Origin of the sequence: Actinoplanes philippinensis (assembly GCF_900113015.1) — a bacterium.
GTDB lineage: Bacteria > Actinomycetota > Actinomycetes > Mycobacteriales > Micromonosporaceae > Actinoplanes > Actinoplanes philippinensis.
In genome coordinates this window covers 332485-350025 of the sequence record NZ_FONV01000007.1, presented here as the reverse complement: position 1 = coordinate 350025, position 17541 = coordinate 332485, and the positions used below count along the sequence as shown (strand labels likewise).

At 69.9% G+C, this 17541-nt stretch carries 15 protein-coding genes; 9 read left to right on the top strand and 6 right to left on the bottom strand.

What is annotated here, in order from left to right; all coding sequences use genetic code 11:
- Positions 1-2 precede the first annotated feature (2 nt).
- The 6 genes from BM290_RS20300 (at position 3) to BM290_RS20275 (ending at position 5927) form a co-directional block, all read left to right on the top strand.
- Positions 3-350, top strand: a complete 348-nt coding sequence (locus BM290_RS20300; protein WP_093616326.1) for a molybdopterin oxidoreductase — start codon at positions 3-5, stop codon at positions 348-350.
- Positions 350-2812 (top strand): nitrite reductase large subunit NirB, encoded by a 2463-nt coding sequence (gene nirB / locus BM290_RS20295; protein ID WP_093616324.1) that lies wholly within the window; start codon positions 350-352, stop codon positions 2810-2812. The genes BM290_RS20300 and nirB overlap by 1 nt, the downstream gene beginning before the upstream one ends.
- Positions 2809-3126 (top strand): Rieske (2Fe-2S) protein, encoded by a 318-nt coding sequence (locus tag BM290_RS20290; RefSeq protein WP_093616322.1) that lies wholly within the window; start codon positions 2809-2811, stop codon positions 3124-3126. Before nirB ends, BM290_RS20290 begins: the two co-directional genes overlap by 4 nt.
- A 2-nt stretch (positions 3127-3128) precedes the next feature.
- Positions 3129-4478 (top strand): nitrate/nitrite transporter, encoded by a 1350-nt coding sequence (locus tag BM290_RS20285; RefSeq protein WP_093616320.1) that lies wholly within the window; start codon positions 3129-3131, stop codon positions 4476-4478.
- A gap of 157 nt (positions 4479-4635) precedes the next feature.
- Positions 4636-5055, top strand: coding sequence for a hypothetical protein (locus BM290_RS20280; protein WP_093616318.1), 420 nt, complete (start codon positions 4636-4638; stop codon positions 5053-5055).
- 227 nt (positions 5056-5282) lie between these two features.
- Positions 5283-5927 (top strand): maleylpyruvate isomerase family mycothiol-dependent enzyme, encoded by a 645-nt coding sequence (locus BM290_RS20275; protein ID WP_093616316.1) that lies wholly within the window; start codon positions 5283-5285, stop codon positions 5925-5927.
- Positions 5928-6041: 114 nt separating this feature from the next.
- On the opposite strand, the gene BM290_RS20270 is transcribed toward BM290_RS20275, so the two are convergent.
- Together BM290_RS20270 and BM290_RS20265 are read right to left on the bottom strand one after the other, a co-directional pair.
- Positions 6042-7868 carry a hypothetical protein gene (locus tag BM290_RS20270; RefSeq protein ID WP_143133850.1) on the bottom strand — a complete coding sequence of 609 codons (1827 nt, stop codon included), beginning with the start codon at positions 7866-7868 and terminating at the stop codon, positions 6042-6044.
- On the bottom strand, positions 7865-8623 hold the full coding sequence (locus tag BM290_RS20265) for an ABC transporter ATP-binding protein (RefSeq protein WP_093616312.1): 759 nt from the start codon (positions 8621-8623) through the stop codon (positions 7865-7867). The genes BM290_RS20270 and BM290_RS20265 overlap by 4 nt, the downstream gene beginning before the upstream one ends.
- A 96-nt stretch (positions 8624-8719) precedes the next feature.
- Between BM290_RS20265 and BM290_RS20260 the strand changes: the two genes are divergently transcribed.
- Positions 8720-10606: a zinc metalloprotease gene (locus BM290_RS20260; RefSeq protein ID WP_093616310.1), complete on the top strand. Its 1887-nt coding sequence runs from the start codon at positions 8720-8722 to the stop codon at positions 10604-10606.
- Positions 10607-10677: 71 nt separating this feature from the next.
- On the opposite strand, the gene BM290_RS20255 is transcribed toward BM290_RS20260, so the two are convergent.
- Entirely contained in the window at positions 10678-11046 is a 369-nt protein-coding gene (locus BM290_RS20255) for a MerR family transcriptional regulator (protein WP_093616308.1), read from the bottom strand.
- A 53-nt stretch (positions 11047-11099) separates the two neighbouring features.
- Between BM290_RS20255 and BM290_RS20250 the strand changes: the two genes are divergently transcribed.
- Positions 11100-11717 (top strand): NADPH-dependent FMN reductase, encoded by a 618-nt coding sequence (locus BM290_RS20250; RefSeq protein ID WP_093616306.1) that lies wholly within the window; start codon positions 11100-11102, stop codon positions 11715-11717.
- Between the two features lie 236 nt (positions 11718-11953).
- On the top strand, positions 11954-13549 hold the full coding sequence (locus BM290_RS20245; RefSeq protein ID WP_143133849.1) for an MFS transporter: 1596 nt from the start codon (positions 11954-11956) through the stop codon (positions 13547-13549).
- Between the two features lie 398 nt (positions 13550-13947).
- On the opposite strand, the gene BM290_RS20240 is transcribed toward BM290_RS20245, so the two are convergent.
- The 3 genes from BM290_RS20240 to BM290_RS20230 form a co-directional block, all read right to left on the bottom strand.
- Complete coding sequence (locus tag BM290_RS20240) at positions 13948-14868, bottom strand: carbohydrate ABC transporter permease (protein WP_093616302.1); 921 nt, start codon at positions 14866-14868, stop codon at positions 13948-13950.
- Positions 14868-15845, bottom strand: a complete 978-nt coding sequence (locus BM290_RS20235; RefSeq protein WP_093616300.1) for a carbohydrate ABC transporter permease — start codon at positions 15843-15845, stop codon at positions 14868-14870. The genes BM290_RS20240 and BM290_RS20235 overlap by 1 nt, the downstream gene beginning before the upstream one ends.
- 120 nt (positions 15846-15965) lie before the next feature.
- A complete protein-coding gene (locus BM290_RS20230) occupies positions 15966-17339 on the bottom strand; it encodes an ABC transporter substrate-binding protein (RefSeq protein ID WP_093616298.1) in 1374 nt (457 codons plus the stop codon).
- Positions 17340-17541 lie beyond the last annotated feature (202 nt).

The following is a 17541-nucleotide window of genomic DNA, read 5'->3' as shown; positions in this document are numbered from 1 at the left end:
CCATGTACTCCACACCTCGCTTTCTGCAGGGCGTGTTCGCTTTCGAGGGCAAGGGGCTCGACGAGCCGGCCCCGCTCGGCGCCTCGCTCAGCTGGACGGTGCCGGCCGGCAACACCGGTCAGGCTGTCTACTTCCGCGGCGGCAACGCCAGCGACGAACTGATCTGCGTCGTGCTGGTGCGCGACGGAGCACCCATGCGGTACTTCCCGGTCGGCGCCAAGAGCGACGTCCACGTGCCGCTGCGGGTGCTGGAGGACCTCGCCGGTGGCACCACGGTGGAGCTGTGGCTCGCCGCGCCGGCCGGACTGAACGGAACCGTGATCGTGGACCTCGGACTGGTGGAGATCTGATGACGCAGCGACTTGTGGTTATCGGCAACGGCATGGCCGGGGCCCGCACGGTCGAGGAGATCCTCGCCCGTGGCGGTGACTTCTCCATCACGATGTTCGGTGACGAGCCCTACGGCAACTACAACCGGATCATGCTGTCCAACCTGCTCGCCGGGGTGGAGGACGAGGCCGGGATCTACCTCAACGACCTGAGCTGGTACGCCGACAACAACATCACCCTCAACGCGGGCGTGAAGATCGAGCGGATCGACAGGTTCGCCAAGAAGGTGTACGCCACGGACGGCACCGCCACGCCGTACGACAAGCTGATCATCGCGACCGGCTCCAGCTCCTGGACGCCGCCGATGAAGAACGTCCACAACCCGAAGCGGGGCTTCCACCAGGGCGTCTTCGCGTTCCGGACGCTCGACGACACGCGCGGCATGATCCGGTACGCCCGGGATCACGAGCGCGCGGTCGTGATCGGCGGCGGCCTGCTCGGTCTGGAGGCGGCTCGCGGCCTGCAGAACCACCTGAGCGATGTGACCCTGCTGCACGCCGCCGGCCACCTGATGGAGCGGCAGCTCGACGAGAAGGCCGGCCACATGCTGCAGGCCAGCGTCGAGAACAAGCTCGGCATCAAGGTGATCACCAAAGCGATGACGACCGAGATCCTCGGCAAGGACCGGGTGACCGGGGTCAAGCTGGCCGACGGCACGGTGATCCCCTGCGACGTGGTGGTGATCGCCGCCGGCATCCGGCCGAACACCCAGGTCGCCGCGGACAGCGGGCTGCCCGTCGAGCGCGGCATCGTGGTCGACGATCAGATGCGGGTGCAGGACGAGGACGACATCTACTCGGTCGGCGAGTGCGCCCAGCACCGCGGCAACCTGTACGGCCTGGTCGCGCCCCTGTGGGACCAGGCGAAGGTGCTCGCCGACCACATCACCGGCCGCGACACGGCGGCCGCCTACACCGGCTCGAAGCTCTCCACCAAGCTCAAGGTCGCCGGCATCGACGTCGCCTCGATGGGCCTGATCGCCCCGGAGACCGACGACGACGAGGTGATCGTCTACAGCGAGCCGAAGAAGGGCGTCTACAAGCAGCTGATCATCCGTGACGGGGTGCTGGCCGGCGCGATCCTGGTCGGCGACAACAGCAAGGCCGCCAGCCTGATCCAGTCGTTCGACCGCGCTCAGGCCCTGCCGGAGGAGCGGGCCGAGATGCTCTTCGACATCGGCGGCCCGGCCGGTGAGGTCAAGCCGGAGGACATGTCGGACGACGCGCAGGTCTGCAACTGCAACGGCGTCAGCAAGGGCGCCATCTGCGGTGTCGTCAACGCGGGCTGCAAGACGGTCTCCGGCGTGATGGACAAGACCCGTGCGGGCAAGGGCTGCGGCACCTGCAAACCACTGGTGCAGCGGATCGTCGAGTGGGCGGCCGGCGGCGAGGCCGAGGAGGACCCGGCCGCGTCGTGGTACGTCCCGGGCGTGCCGATGCCCAAGCCGGAGCTGATGGCCGCGATCCGCACCCACGAGCTGAAGAGCGTCTCGGCGGTCTTCGACAAGCTGGTGCCCGGCGGCGAGCACGACGCCAAGAGCAAGATGGGCCTGGCCTCGCTGCTCAAGATGATGTGGGCCGACCAGTACGTCGACGAGCGCGACGCCCGCTTCATCAACGACCGGGTGCACGGCAACATCCAGAAGGACGGCACGTTCTCGGTGGTCCCGCAGATGAAGGGCGGCGTCACCACCCCGGCCGAGCTGAAGCGCATCGCCGAGGTCGCCGAGAAGTACAACGTGCCGATGGTGAAGCTCACCGGCGGCCAGCGGATCGACCTGCTCGGCATCCCGAAGGAGCAGCTGCCGGCCATGTGGGCGGATCTCGACATGCCGTCGGGGTACGCCTACGCGAAGAGCTTCCGCACCGTCAAGACGTGTGTCGGCTCCGACTTCTGCCGGTTCGGTGTCGGCGACTCGACTGCGCTCGGCATCGCGATCGAGGAGCGTTACCAGGGTCTCGAGGGCCCGGGCAAGATGAAGCTCGCGGTCACCGGCTGCCCGCGCAACTGCGCTGAGGCGTACGTCAAGGATCTCGGTGTCGTCGCGATCGACGGCGGCAAGTGGGAGATCTATGTCGGCGGCGCCGCCGGCGCCCACATCCGCAAGGGCGACCTGCTCTGCACGGTCGGCTCCGCGGAGGAGGTGATCCGCCTGACCGGTCGTTTCCTGCAGTACTACCGCGAGAACGCGAACTGGCTGGAGCGCACCTACGCGTTCGTGCCCCGGATCGGCATCGAGCGGATCCGCGAGATCGTCGTCGAGGACACCGACGGCATCGCCGAAGCCCTGGACGCCGCCGTCGAAGAGGCCGTCCAGTCGTACAAGGACCCCTGGAAGGAGCGTGCCGTCCCGGCGACGCCCGGCCAGTTCCGCACTTCTCTTCCCCTGACCGTTCTCCCTCAGGTTCCGGTGCGCTCATGACCATCGCCCCCATCGCCGAGACCGTTCTCGGCCCCATCGACGAGATCCCGTTCGGCGAGGGACGCACCTACGCCGTCGGGTCCGACATGATCGCAGTCTTCCGCCTCCGCGACGGCTCCCTTCGCGCGGTGTCGGCGGTCTGCCCCCACAAGGGCGGCCCGCTCGCGGACGGTCAGATCGACAACCGTGTTGTCGTCTGCCCCTTGCACCTGTACGCATGGGACCTCGCCACCGGGTGTTCCCAGTCCGGACAGCCCCCGATCAGCGTCTACCCGGTCCGGGTCGATGACGGTCACATCATTCTGGGAGACTGACAATGACTGCGACACTTCCTACTATTTCTCCCGAACGGCCGGCGGCGAAGACGCTGAAGGGCCACTGGATCGACGAGTGGCGGCCCGAGGACCCCGCGTTCTGGGACAACGGCGGCAAGCAGATCGCCAAGCGGAACCTGATCTTCTCGATCTTCTCCGAGCACATCGGCTTCTCGGTGTGGTCGCTCTGGTCGGTCATGGTGCTGTTCCTCGGCCCCGCCTACGGCTTCGACCCGGCACAGAAGTTCCTGCTCACCGCCGTGCCGACGCTGGTCGGAGCGGCGCTGCGGATCCCGTACACCTTCGCCGTCGCCCGTTTCGGCGGCCGCAACTGGACCATCATCAGCGCGTCGCTGCTGCTCATCCCGTCGATCACGGCGGCCTTCCTGGTCAAGCCGGGCGTCGAGTACTCGACCCTGCTGATCCTGGCCGCGCTCGCCGGCGTCGGTGGCGGCAACTTCGCCTCGTCGATGGCCAACATCAACGCGTTCTACCCGGACCGGCTCAAGGGCTGGGCGCTCGGCATCAACGCCGGCGGCGGCAACATCGGCGTCCCCGCGGTGCAGCTGGTCGGCCTGCTGGTGCTCGCCACCGCCGGGGCCGGCAGCCCCGGCCTGGTCGCCGGCGTCTACATCCCGCTGATCGTGATCGCCGCGGTCGGCTCGGCGTTCTACATGGACAACCTGACCCAGGCCCGCAACGAGAAGCGCGGCATGCGCGACGCCGCCAAGGAGGGCCACACCTGGATCATGTCGGTGCTCTACATCGGCACGTTCGGGTCGTTCATCGGGTTCGGGTTCGCGTTCGGCCAGGTGCTGCAGGTGCAGTTCGCGGACACCTTCAACACCCCGGTCAAGGCCGCCTACCTGACCTTCATCGGCCCGCTGCTCGGCTCGCTGATCCGGCCCTTCGGCGGGGCGCTGGCCGACCGGTTCGGCGGCTCCAAGGTCACCTTCATCAACTTCATCGCGATGGCGGCCGGCGCGTCGATCGTGCTCTTCGCGGCCCAGCAGCGGTCGCTGCCGCTCTACCTGGTCGGGTTCATCACCCTGTTCATCCTCAGCGGACTGGGCAACGGCTCGACCTACAAGATGATCCCGGCGATCTTCAAGCAGAAGTACGCGGGTGACGAGCACCGGGCCCGGCGGATCTCCGGCGCGGTCATCGGCATCGCCGGAGCGATCGGCGCGGTCGGCGGGGTGCTGGTCAACCTGGCGTTCCGGCAGTCGTTCCTGACCTACAAGGACGCGGACGCGGCGTACATGGCGTTCATCGGCTTCTACGCCCTCTGCGTGGTGATCACCTGGGCCGTCTACCTGCGGCCGTCGGCTCGTACCAAGATCGCTGTCTGATCGGCCGAGCATCTTACCGGCTGAAAGTATGAACTCCCGCAGCTGAGCTGGGGGAGTTCATACTTTCGGGGCGCGCGTCTCCGGCGGTCCGGGGTCGCCTCGTTTCTACGATCCATCTTGTCCAGAAATTACCCTTTCTTATGGAATCGGTGATCGTATGAACAAGATGACCCGCGCGCTCGTCATGACCGGCGTCGCCGTCACCGCCGGCGTGACGGTCGCCGCCGGCCCCGCGACCGCGTCATCGGCGCCCGGCGCCCGGCCCGCCGCCACCCAGCAGAAGGACCACCAGCGCCGCGACCGGATCTACGGCTTCTACAACAGCCCGCAGACCTGCCACCGGATCGGCCGGATCGGCCAGTGGAAGAACCGGTGGGAACGGTACAGCTGCTTCAAGGTCTACCGCGGGTTCCACAGTGGGGACTGGGCGCTCAAGGTCTACTACGGCTGGGACCACCACCACGGCGGCAAGCACGGCAAGGGCGGGTCCTACGGCGGCGGCTTCTCCGGTGGCGGCCACAACGACTACGCGCAGGGTGGCGACGACTACGGCGGCCACGGCCAGCGCAAGAGCTGAACCGGCGGTCCCGGCCGGGCTGGGGGCCGCTCCGTCAGCGGCGCGGCTCTCCGCCGTCTCCGGCGATCCGCCCCCGCCGGGCACCAGCGACACCGCCCAGCCGACCCGTCCGCCCAGTTCCGGGCCCTGACCACCGCCGTGCTGGGCGCCCCCGTCCACTGAGTGTCCGGCCGGCTCCCGGAGCTGTCCCGGCACGCCGGAGCCAGCCAATCGAAGAGGTGACGGACATGAATCCCTGGCCCGAGATCCACCGGCAGCGGATCGCCGTCGCCGCAATGCTCGACTCGCTGCGTGACGACCAGTGGGACCAGCCGTCGCTCTGCGCGGGGTGGACGGTCCGCGACGTCGCCGGCCACCTCACCCTGCAGCAGATCGGGTTCCGCGAGCTGGCCGGCATGCTGCGGCACTGGCGCGGCGGCATGGACGCCACCATTCAGGACGCGGCACGCCGCCGGGCCACCGCGTGGAGCCCGGAGCAGCTCGTCACGAACATCCGCGACACCGCCGCCCTGCGCCGTCACAACATCGGCGTCACCCCGATGGAGACGCTCATCGACCTGCTGGTCCACGGGCAGGACATCGCCGTACCCCTCGGTCTGGATCATCCGATGCCGCCGGAGGCGGCCGCCGCAGCCACCCGCCGCGTGCTCACCATGCGATTCCCGCCACCGCCTCCGTCGGTCCGGGCCACCTCCGGCGTACGGCTGACCGCGACCGATGTGACGTGGTCCCACGGCGAGGGCCCCGAGGCGCGCGGCCCGATCGCGGCCCTGCTGCTGGTCGCGACCGGCCGCCTGATCGCCCTGCCCCGGCTGACGGGCCCGGGCGCCGAGATCCTGGCCGCCCGCCGCACCCCGCCCCCACCCTCCTGAAATGCGGTCTCGATCCACCGGTGGTGAAGGGCGTCCATCGCGCCCGGCGTCCACCGTCCAGGCCGGATCAGGATTCCGGTCCGGCCTGTCGTAGCGGACGGGCGCCGTCGGTTTCTAGGCGGTGGGCCGGGGGCGGCGGCCCCAGAGGACCAGGCCGGTCAGCAGGACGGCGCCGCCGAGGGCGACCATCGCGACCGCGGTTCCGGTTCGGGTGGCGCCGGTGAAGTGGGATGCCACGATCCAGCCGCCCCGGATGTCGAGGACCAGCACCATCAGGCCTTGCGGAATCACCGGGATCCAGCCGGCCATCAGCAGGATCAGGGCCCAGGCGGTGGCCCGGTTCTCGCGGTACCAGGCGGCGTCCCACGTCAGCGGGATCGGGGTCTCCGGGGGACGGGTCCGCCGGCCGGCCGCGGTCAGCACCTCGGCGCCGCGGGTGGCCAGCCGATCGTCGGCCAGCCAGGCGCCGCCGGCCCACATCGCGGCGCCGGCGGCGAGGCCCAGCACCGGGGCCGGCCACCGCAGGCCGTCCGGACCCCAGATGATCAGGGCCATCGGTGCGGCCGCGGCGAGCAGGCCGGCGGCGGAGGCGACCAGCACGCTGATGATGTCGGTCGGGTTGTCCGCGGACGTCGGATGCCGCGGGTCGGGCACGGGGCGGACCCGCAACAACGACACCCACACGGGTACGGTCGCGCCCGCTCCCAGCACCGCCGGCAGCACCGCGATCGCGGGCAGCGGGTCGACCTCCGGCGTCAGCAGGATCCCGGCGACGGTGAGCGCCAGCGCGATCGGCGCGACCAGCAGCAGCCAGGCGAGTGCCCGTCCGCGGACCTCGGCCCGTTCGCCGTCCGGAGTGGTGAACGGCATCCACAACGCGGTGCCGTCCAGCCCGACCAGGCCGGCCGACATCGCGGCGGCCCACAACGCGGTGAAGACACCGGCCCACGGGACCAGCAGGTTCGCGTCCGCGACCATCGGCAGCCCGGCCAGCAGGGCGCCGTAGATGACGGCGAACGCCAGGTACTGCAACCGGAGCGGGTGCCGCCCCCACGTGCGCAGCTCCCGGCCGGTGACCGCCCACACCGGACCCGGCCCCCACCAGCCGCCGGCGAGCCGCCGTCCCCCGGTCCGAGCGGGCGAGGGCGAGGGGGATGGCGTGGGCGAGACCGGGGCACGACGGGGACGCCAGGACGCGCCGGTCACCAGGGAACGGCGGACCAGCAGGAGGTACGCCAGCGCGAACCCCACGACGATCGCGACAAGACCACCGAGCAACGCCGCCGTGCGGAGCGGGGAACCGGTGGCAGCGGACAGGGGCCAGCTTCCCGGGAACCACGGCAGCCACCGCACGACGTGTGGCGGCGGCCCCGCGAGCAGCGCCGTGATCCACGAGGCGACCGCCCACACCGATCCCAGGACACCCATCACGGCGCCGGTGAACACGCCGGTGAGGATCGCGCCGACCGGGCCGCCCGCGTGCCCGATGGTCTCGAGGGCGAACGCCGAACCGATCAGACCGGTCAGCCACAGCAGCAGCGCCCCGGCCCCGGCGGCCAGCACACCCCGGAACCCGTAGCGGGCGGCGTGCACCGGCAAGGACGCGAGCGCGACCAGCGACACCAGCGGCCCGATGCCGACGGCCGAGGCGAGCAGCAGGCCGGCCGCGGCGGGGACACTGCCGACCGGCTCCAGGCGCAGATGCGACGGGCGGACCCGGCCGCGGCCCCCACCGAGCATGAGCGGCAGCACGATCCACCCGAGCACCCAGGTCCCGGCCAGGATGGACAGGGTGTGCGGGTTCCCGTACACCCCATATCTGATGAGCCACCCGGCCGTGAGCAGACCGGTGAGCGCGGCCACCGCCGGACCGGGATGCTCGCGCAGCGAGCGCTGGAACATGGTGGCCCGCATCCGCGCCGGAGTGAGAACGGCGCTCATCGGACGAGCCACGCCAGGCCGTCGCCGCCACCGGTCTCGGCGCCGACGAGCTCGACGAACCGGTCCTCCAGGGGGATGCCGCCGGCGACCTCGGCGACGGCGCCCGCCGCGACGACCCGGCCCTGGTGGATGACTGTCACGTCGTCGCACATCTGCTCGACCAGCAGCATCGAGTGGGTGGACAGTACGACGGTGCCGCCGCCGTCGACGAACCGCCGCAGCACCCGCCGGATGCTCGCCGCGGACACCGGGTCGACGGCCTCGAACGGCTCGTCGAGCACCAGCAGCCGGGGCGCGTGCAGCAGCGCCTGGGCGAGACCGACCTTCTTGCGGTTGCCGGTGGAGCAGTCGGCGAGCGGGGTGGCGGCAGCCTTGGTGATGCCGAGGACCTCGATGAGCTCGCCGGCCCGTTCGGCAGCGGCGGCACGCGACAGTCCGCGCAGGCCGGCGCTGTACCGCAGGAGCTCCGCGCCGGTGAGCCGTTCCGGCAGGTCGAGGCCGTCGGGCAGGACCCCGGTGACGGCCCGTGCCGACGCCCGGTCGCGGATCGCGTCGTGGCCGAGGACGCTGATCGCCCCGGCGTCCGGGACGACCAGGCCGACGGCCATGCCGATGGTGGTCGACTTGCCCGCGCCGTTGGGCCCGACGATGCCGTGGAAGGTGCCCGGCGCCACGGTGAGGTCCAGGTTGTCCACCGCCCGGAAGCTTCCGAAGGTCTTGCGGAGTCGTCGAATCCGGAGTGCAGGCGATGACATGCGCGACAGGATAGTCAAAGTCGCATCGACGGGGGTTCCCATCGGCCTGCGTTGATGGCAGCGTGTCACCACATGGGATGGAGAAGATCTTTCACCGTGGCGGCCGTCGCGGTCCTGGTCGGAGCCTCGGTGGGACCCGCCGGATCCGCCGCGGCCGCCGGGTCGTCGTACGGCTATCTGAAGCCGGGCGGCCAGCCGCGCCTCGTCGAGAAGGTGCCGGTCAACGTGGTGTTCATCGGCTACGAGCCGCAGCAGGTGGGGAAGAAGGCGTTCCTCGGCGAGCTGGCCGGCGGATACGAGCCGGTGGTCCGGTCCCGCCTCAACTACGGCGTCACCGAGAAGCTCGGCATCACCTACAAGTACGACTACAAGCTCACCTACGCCGACCGGAAGTACGAGGACAGGTTCTTCCGCCAGCTGACCAAGCTCGCGAAGCCGGCCGACCTGACGACGTTCCAGCAGGCGTACAACGACCAGGAGAACAACGTCCTGGACATCGCGAACAACAACTTCATCGACGCGCCGAGCGTGGAGAAGTGGCTGGCCTTCAACGCGCCGGCCGGCGTGGACACGCGCCGCAACACGGTCTTCTTCATCAACTGGTACGGCCGGGCCGACTTCAAGCACCACGTCTACACGAAGATCGGCGAGCCGGACCCGGACACCGGCTACGACTTCGGCGCCAACCGGGCCAGCCGCAAGATCATCGCCTGGGGCGGCACGACCGCCGACGACGAGGAGACCGGCCTCGGCAGCACCCGCCGCGTCTGGTTCCACGACTTGTCGGCCGGTCCCGAGTCGTGGACCAGCAACTACGACGTCGACAACCGTGACCTCGACGGCGACGGCGTCGAGGACTACCGGATGCCGCCGACCTGGGAGTACACCGCGGGCGGCTACCGTGCCCCGTCGGCGCTCGCCGGCGACCTCGGCAAGATCACCCGCTACGTGGCGCTGAACCTGCTGTTCACGTCGTCGCCGCTCTACCCCGTGGAGCTGCCCTCGGCCGAGCCGCCGAAGACGCTGAACATCGACGACAACACGTACGAGGGCTGGCCCGGTGTCAACGCGTCCGAGGCGTACACCACCCCGTCGCTGCTCAAGGCCGAGCTGTCCGAGCTGCGCTGGCGCAACAAGTTCTCCTACGACACGCAGGATCTGCCGTACGACGCCAAGGCCGAGGCCTGCTACCTGGGCGCGGTCGTCACCGAGGAGTCCTGCTACCCGGAGACCGGCTTCCCGGCGTTCGCCAACCTGTACCTGTACAACAAGGAGAACCTGGCCCGCGCCCTCGACGATCAGGGCAAGGTCGACTACGAGATCCCGCTGTTCAACTACGCCGTCGGCGAGGGCGTCCCGACGCCGGGCCTCGGTGTCGCCGACGACGACTACGTCACCGGCACCCAGAGCTACGTGTTCTCGTTCGTCTCGCCGGAGGTGGTCGCCGCCGGGTACGGCCTGACCACCACACAGATCCACGAGGTCGGCCACCACCTGGGCATGAGCCACCCGCACGACGGCTACGACAGCGCCACCGGTGTGGACTACGGCCCCGGTAACGAGTTCTACTTCGCCAACGCCGGCGACGAGAACAACTCGATGATGAGCTACATCGACGTCAACTGGGACTTCAGCCAGTTCGACCGGGACAACAGCGACCGGTTCCTCACCGCCGCCTACTGGGAGGCCGCGAACCGGCTGGCCGCCAAGGTCCCGGCCGGCAAGGGCAAGCTCGCGCTCAAGGCCGCCGACGTCCTGCTCGGCGGCGCGTCCAAGGCGTTCGCCGCCCATGACTACCGCGCCGCGTACGCCCTGTCCGAAAAGGCCTACTACACGGTCGCCTCGGTCCCCGGCGTCGACGCGGCCGGCCTGGCCGCCACCCGCAAGGCCGAGGCCGATCAGGCCCGGCGCACCACCGACCTGCACAGCCCGCACGAGTTCATCGACACCCTGGCTCCGGACAGCCCGCGCAGCCAGCCGTAACACCATGCCGGCCTCGGCCTACGCCGAGGCCGGCACCCTCAGAGCACATTCAGCGGTACGGCAGTCGCGCGCTACATCTCACAAAGACGCCCTCCCGAGCGCAACTGGGAAAGGTAGGAGCGCAGTGCGGCCGTGCGCTCCTCGGCCTCCCGGATCAGCGTCTCGGCGACCTGGCCCCAATCCTCCGGTCGCGGCTGCTCCGGCAGACGGTCGAAGATCTCCGCGATCTCCCGCACGGTGAGCCCGACCCGCTGCGCGACCTTGGCCACCCGGATCCGGCAGGCCGCGCTGTCGTCGAACCGGCGCTGGTCACCGGCGGTGCGCTCGGCGTGGATCACCCCGTGCTGCTCGTAGAACCGCACCGCCGAAGCGGCGACCCCACCGGCGGCGGCCACCTCGCCGACGGTCAACGTGTAAGCCCCGGAAGTCTCAACGGTCATGCCCCCATCATGCGCTTGACTTCAACCAATGTTGAAGGCCGAGCCTGAAACCCATGACCGAGACGTCGTACGCCGACCCGCCCACCGTCCCCACCGGCGGCCCGTCCGCCGAACCGCTGCGCATCGCGGTGATCGCCGCCAGCGTCCGTGACCACCGGATGGGCCGCACCCTCGCCGAATGGGCCGCCTTCCGGGCCGCCGCGTCACCCGGCGCCGAGGCCGACCTGATCGACTGCGCCGAGACCGAGCTGCCCTCCGACGAGCTGCTGCGGCCCGGTGCCAGCGCCGGGACACCGGTGTCGTCGCGGCTGGAGGCGGCCGACGCGTTCCTGTTCGTGACGCCCGAGTACAACCACAGCTACCCGGCCGGCCTGAAGCGCCTGATCGACTGGCACTACCGGGAGTGGATGTTCAAACCGGCCACGGTCCTGTCCTACGGCGTGCACGGCGGGCTGCTCGCCACCGAGCACCTGCGCGGCGTCCTGGCCGAGCTGCACGTCGTCACCACCCGCAGGGTCGTCGGCCTGCCCCGCCCGTGGGCCGACCTCAGCCCCGCCGGCTACACCGCGCCCACCGACGTCACCGACGCCTTCGACGCCGCGCTGCACGAGCTCACCTGGTGGGCGGGCCTGCTACGCACCGCCCGAACCGAACGCCCCTACGCCCGATGACCGCCGCCTCCCCGCCCGGCCCTGCCTCATCTGCCGCTTCTTCGTCCGGCCCGGTCTTGTCCGCCGGTTCTTCGTCCGGCCCGGTCTCGTCTGCCGGTTCTTCGTCCGGCCCTGCCTCATCTGCCGGTTCTTCGTCCGGCCCGGTCTTGCCCGCCGGTTCTTCGTCCGGCCCGGTCTCGTCTGCCGGTGATGTGCCCGGCGCCGCGGGGGCGCGCCGGGCGCCGCTGGACCGGCGGGTGCGAGCGATCGGACTGGCGCTCGCCCTGGGCGGCCTGATGGTCGTGATCGACACGACCGTCACCGCGGTGGCCCTGGCCGCGATCGTGTCCGGCCTGCACGCGTCGCTGCCGGCCGCGCAGTGGGCGACCGCCGGCTACCTGCTCGGCCTGGTCGCGGTGATCCCGCTGGCCGGGTGGCTCTCGGGCCGGTTCGGGGCCCGCCGTGTCTACCTCGCGGCGCTGCTCGTGTTCACCGTGTTCTCCGCAGCGACCGGGCTCGCCGGGGACGTGACGTCACTGGCCGTCTTCCGGGTGATGCAGGGCCTCGGCGGCGGCCTGCTGAACCCGGTCGGCCAGGCCATCGGCTTGCGGGCGGCCCCACGGGAGGCCCGCGGCCGCCTGATGAGCCTGCTCGTCCTGCCGCTGGTGATCGGCCCGGTGCTGGGCCCCCTGCTGGCCGGCTGGCTGATCGACACCGCGTCCTGGCGCTGGATCTTCCTGCTCAATGTGCCTCTCGGCCTGCTCGCTGCCCTGGTCTGCGCCCGCGTCCTGCCCCGCGATCCCGCGACAGGCCCGGCCGGTGCAACATCGGGCACCGTCCTGTCCCGCGATCCCGCGCCCGGCCCGGCCGGTGCGGAACCGGGTCCCGTCCTGTCCCGCGCGGTCCGGTTCCGGCCCGGCCGGTTCTCGGCGCTGTCGCGGGTGCGCGACCGTGGCGCCGACGGCCGGCCGGACTGGGGTGGCCTGGTGCTGATCTCCGGCGGTGCGGTGACGGTGGTTCTCGGCGCCACGCTGGTGGACCGGCCGGAGAGCGCCGGCTTCGCGGCTGGGCTCGTGCTGATCGTTGCCGGGCTGGGGATGCTCGGCGGGTTCGCCTGGAGGGCCCGCCGGATCGCCGAGCCGATCGTCGATCTGCGGCTGCTACGGTACCGGCCGGTCCGGGCCGGCGCCGGGGTGCTGATCTGCTTCGGGGCCGCCTACTTCGGGTCGATGGCGGTGCTGCCGCTCTTCGTGCAGGGCGTGCGGGGCGATCCGGCGTCGCTCGTCGGGGTGATCGGGGTGCCGTCGGCGGTCGCGGTCGGCATGGTGGCGCAGGTCGCGACCCGGCTCGTCGACCGGTACCCGGCCCGGCGGATCGTGCTCACCGGAACCGCGGCCGGCACCCTCGGCGGCGCCCTGCTCCTGGCGGCGACGGTCACCGACGCCGGCTACCCGTGGATCATGGCGGCGACCGTGCTGGTCAGCGCCGGTTCGGGGGCGACGCTGATGCCGACGATGACGGTCGCGCTGCGGGACCTGGATCACGCCGAGACACCTCGCGGCACCACGCTGCTCGCGCTGATCGTGCAACTGTCGAACGCGCTCGCGGGCGCCGTCACCGCGGTCACGCTCAGTGTCCTGGTCACGCGGGCCCTGCCGGGCGATGGCGGGGGAGTGCCGGTGATGCTCGCCCTCGACGAGGCGTCCCGGCAGGCGCTGCGGCCCGGCCTCGCGGCCGCGGTGGGCGCCGCCTACCTGCTGCCGGTGATCCTGCTGGCCGGCAGCTGGCTGATCACACACCGGTCACTGCGCCCGACCCCCGCCATGGCTCTCCTGGGGCCTTCGGCGCGGTGAGGGCGGGGGTTTCGGCGCGGTGAGGGCGGGTGCTTCGGCGCGGTGAGGGCGGGGCCTCCGGCTCGATGAGAGCGATACCGGGCGATAGGCCCCGAGCTGTTCGGAGGGCACCCGGATCCGGTGCCGGGCGGTGACGTGGGCGGTGGGGGCGGCGCGTGGTGAGAGTGCGGGTCAGGAGGGCATCCGGATCCGGTGCCGGGCGGTGGCGCGGACGGTGGGGGCGGCGCGTGGTGAAGGGTGCGGGCCAGGAGGGGACGGCGGGACGGGGCGGCTGCGGTCGGGGGCGGTCACGGGCGTACCGGATGAGGGCCGGGGTGAGGAGAGGTGACCGTGAGGCGCGGAAAAGGCCGCACCCTCCGCGGAGGATGCGGCCTTTCGTGAAGCGATGACGCCGGGGGTCAGCCCTTGACGCTGCCGGCCAGCAGGCCTCGGACGAAGTACCGCTGGAGCAGCAGGAACACCGTGACCGGCACGATGATCGAGACGAACGCTCCGGCGGACAGCAGGTACCAGGCGGTGCCGCGGGTTCCGGTGAGGTTGGACAGCTGCACGGTCAGCGGGGAGATCGCCGGGGAGCCGGCGAACGTCAGCGAGACCAGCAGGTCGTTCCACACCCACAGGAACTGGAAGATGCCGAACGCCGCCAGTGCCGGGGTGAGCAGCGGCAGCAGCACCCGGAAGAAGATCGACACGTGGCCCGCGCCGTCGATCCGGGCCGCCTCGATCAGGCTGGACGGCACCTCTTTGATGAAGTTGTGCAGCAGGTAGATCGCCAGTGGCAGCGCGAACGTCGAGTGCGACAGCCAGACGGTCCAGAACGTGCCGTCGATGTCCCACGAGACGAAGAGCTGGAGCAGCGGCAGGAGGGTGACCTGCAGCGGGACGATCTGCAACGCGAAGATCGCGATGAACAGGAAGTTCTTGCCGGGGAAGTTCATCCACGCGAACGCGTACGCCGCGAGCGACGCCAGGCACAGCGGGATGAGCACCGACGGGATCGTCATGACCAGCGAGTTCAGGAACGAGTCCGGAAGGTTCGCGCCGGCCTGCTCCGGGTCGAGGACCGCCTTGTAGTTGTCGAGCGTGAACAGCGGGTTGGTGAACGTGGTCCACCAGCCCGTACGCCGGATGTCCTCGGTCGTCCGGAAGGAGGTGATGAGCAGCCCGAACGTCGGGATCGTCCAGATCACGGCCAGGACGACAGCGGCCAGGGACGCCCAGGGCGAGGACAGTTTCGCCTTCGCGGTGGCGGCCGCGGACAGCTTCTTGGTCTCCGCCTTCGAGACCGGCGTGGTGGTGAGAGGTGCTGCGGTGGTCATCACGCCTCCGATCGGCGAAGCTGGCGGATGTTGTAGACGACGATCGGGATGACGAGGATGAACAGCACGACCGCGAGCGCGGCGCCGAGGCCCCGGTTGTCGCTGCGGAAGGTCTGGCTGTAGAACTCGTTCGCGATGACGCTGGTGTCGAAGCGGCCGCCGGTCATGGTCTGGACGATGTCGAAGACCTTGAGCGTGCCGATCGCGATGGTGGTGACCACGACGATGACCGCCGGGCGGATCGCCGGGAGGGTCACGAAGCGGAACATGCCCCACGGCCCGACGCCGTCGAGGCGGGCGGCCTCCACGATGTCGTCCGGGATCGCCTTGATGGCCGCCGACAGCACGGTCATCGCGAACCCGGCCTGGATCCACACCATGACGGCGATCAGCAGGAACGTGTTCAGCGGCGAGTCGATGAGAAGCTGCTGCGGCTCCCCGCCGAGCCAGACGATGATCTGGTTGACGAAGCCGATCTGCTTCACCGTGCCCTGGTTGGGCCGGTACTCGTACATGAACTTCCAGATCACGCCGGCCGCGACGAACGAGATCGACATCGGCAGGAAGATCAGGGCCTTGGCGAACGACTCCATCCGGGCCTTGTCGACCAGGATGGCGTAGAGCAGGCCGACGCCGGTGGCGACGAACGGGGTGACCAGCACCCAGAACGCCGTGTTCCGCAGCACTGTCAGCTGTTCCGAGTCGCTCAGGATCGTCACGTAGTTGTCGAACCCGATGAAGTTCTTCAGCGACGCGTCGAAGAACGACTGGTAGATGGTCCGCAGACCGGGGTAGAGCAGCCCGACGCTGAGCATCAGCACGGTCGGGGCCAGGTACAGCGCGGCGACCGCGCGGTCACGCTTGCCGGTGAACCGGCCGGCGATGAACAGGATCAGGCCGATGACAGCGGCGAACAGAAGGATCGCCGCGCCCATCTGCAGGATCTTCTGAGATGTCGTGGTGGCGGTGGTGAACACGCGGCCCGTTCCTCCCCAATGCGTACGGAGGGGTGTGAGGTCTTAAGTGAAGAACAGAAGTGATCAGACTGCTAGGGCCGGTCGGGCGATATCCCGACCGGCCCCGGTGCAGCTATCTGGTCACTTGGGCCAGGCGGCTTCGATGTTGTCGAGGGTCGTCTTGGTGTCCTGACCGGTGATCCAGTTGGTCGCCTGCTTCCAGAACGCGTTGGAGCCGACCGCGGCGGGCATCATGTCCGAGCCGTCGAAGCGGAACTGCGCGTTCGGGTCCTGAAGGATCTTGGCGGACAGCTGGTCGATCGGGTTCACCAGGTTCTCGACCTTGAGGCCCTTGTTGGCGCTGACCCAGCCGGAGGAGACCTTCGCCTTGGCGTTGGCCCAGGTGTCGGTCGCGAGGAAGGTCTGGAAGGCCTTCACCTCGGGACGGTCCGCGAACGCGAGGACGAACTCGCCACCACCGAGAACCGGCTTCTTGTCGGCGGTCTCACCCGGCAGGTAGAAGGCGTAGACGTCGCCGTTCTCGGCCACCTTGGTGTTCTTGTCGAAGTTGGCCGCGTAGAAGCTGGCCTGGCGGTGCAGCGAGCAGTTGCCCTCGATGATCTGCAGGCCGGCGTCCTGGAACGTGGTGCTCGCGATGCTCTTGACGTCGCCGAGACCGCCGTTGACGTACTTGTCGTTCTTCAGGTAGTCACCGACGGCGTCGAGCGCCTTGGTGGACTCGGGGCTGTTGAACGGCAGCTCGTGCTTGACCCACTTGTCGTAGGCCTCGACACCGTTGAGACGGAGGTAGAAGTCCTCCATCCAGTCGGTCATCGGCCAGCCGGTCGCCTCACCGGAGGAGATGCCCGCGCACCACGGCTTCTTGCCGGTGGCGGCGATCTTGTCGGTCAGGGTCTTGAGGTCGGCGAGCGTGGTGGGCACGGTGTAGCCGTTGTCGGTGAACTCCTTGGGGGAGTACCAGACCAGCGACTTCACGTTGGCGCCCAGCGGCGCGGCGTAGAACTTGCCGTCGACCGTCCCGTACGCCTTCCAGTCGGCGCCGAAGTTTTTGTCGACGAGGGCGGCCGTCTCGGCGGGGGCCTCCTTGGCCTTGCCGGTGGCGACGAGACGCTGCAGCAGGCCCGGCTGCGGCACGTAGGCGAGGTCCGGCGGGTTGCCGGCCTCGGCCCGGATCAGGACCTGGGTCTCGAAGGCCTTGTCACCCTCGTACTTGATGGTGACGCCGGTGCAGTCCTCGAAGGGCTTGTAGGACTGCTTCTGCGGGGCGTCTTCCGGGGTCACGATGCCCGTGTAGATCGAGACTTCCTTGCCCTTGATGTCGCCGAAGGCGGTGTAGGGCGAGCAGTCGATGGCTCCCAGGGACGAGGCGGGGACCGTGCCGGTGCCGCCGCTGTCCTTACTGTCCGCGCAGGCGCTCAGGCCGAGAACCAGGCCCGCGCTGAGGGCACCGGCGAGCACGACCCGCGATCGCGAACTCCCACGTTGAACGAACATACCGCTCCCTATGTCATGTAGCGCCTCCGGCGTCTTGCGACGCCGCCGTCCGAAGCGCTTCTTGACCAACAGTCAAGAGGTAACCAGCAAGTTGCGCAATGATTTCAGCGCGATCGAGTCGGTAACGATATCGCTGCGACCCACGGGCACCTTAACCGGTTAAGGAGATTGGCGGAAGAGCCTACCGCCACGCGACTCGCGG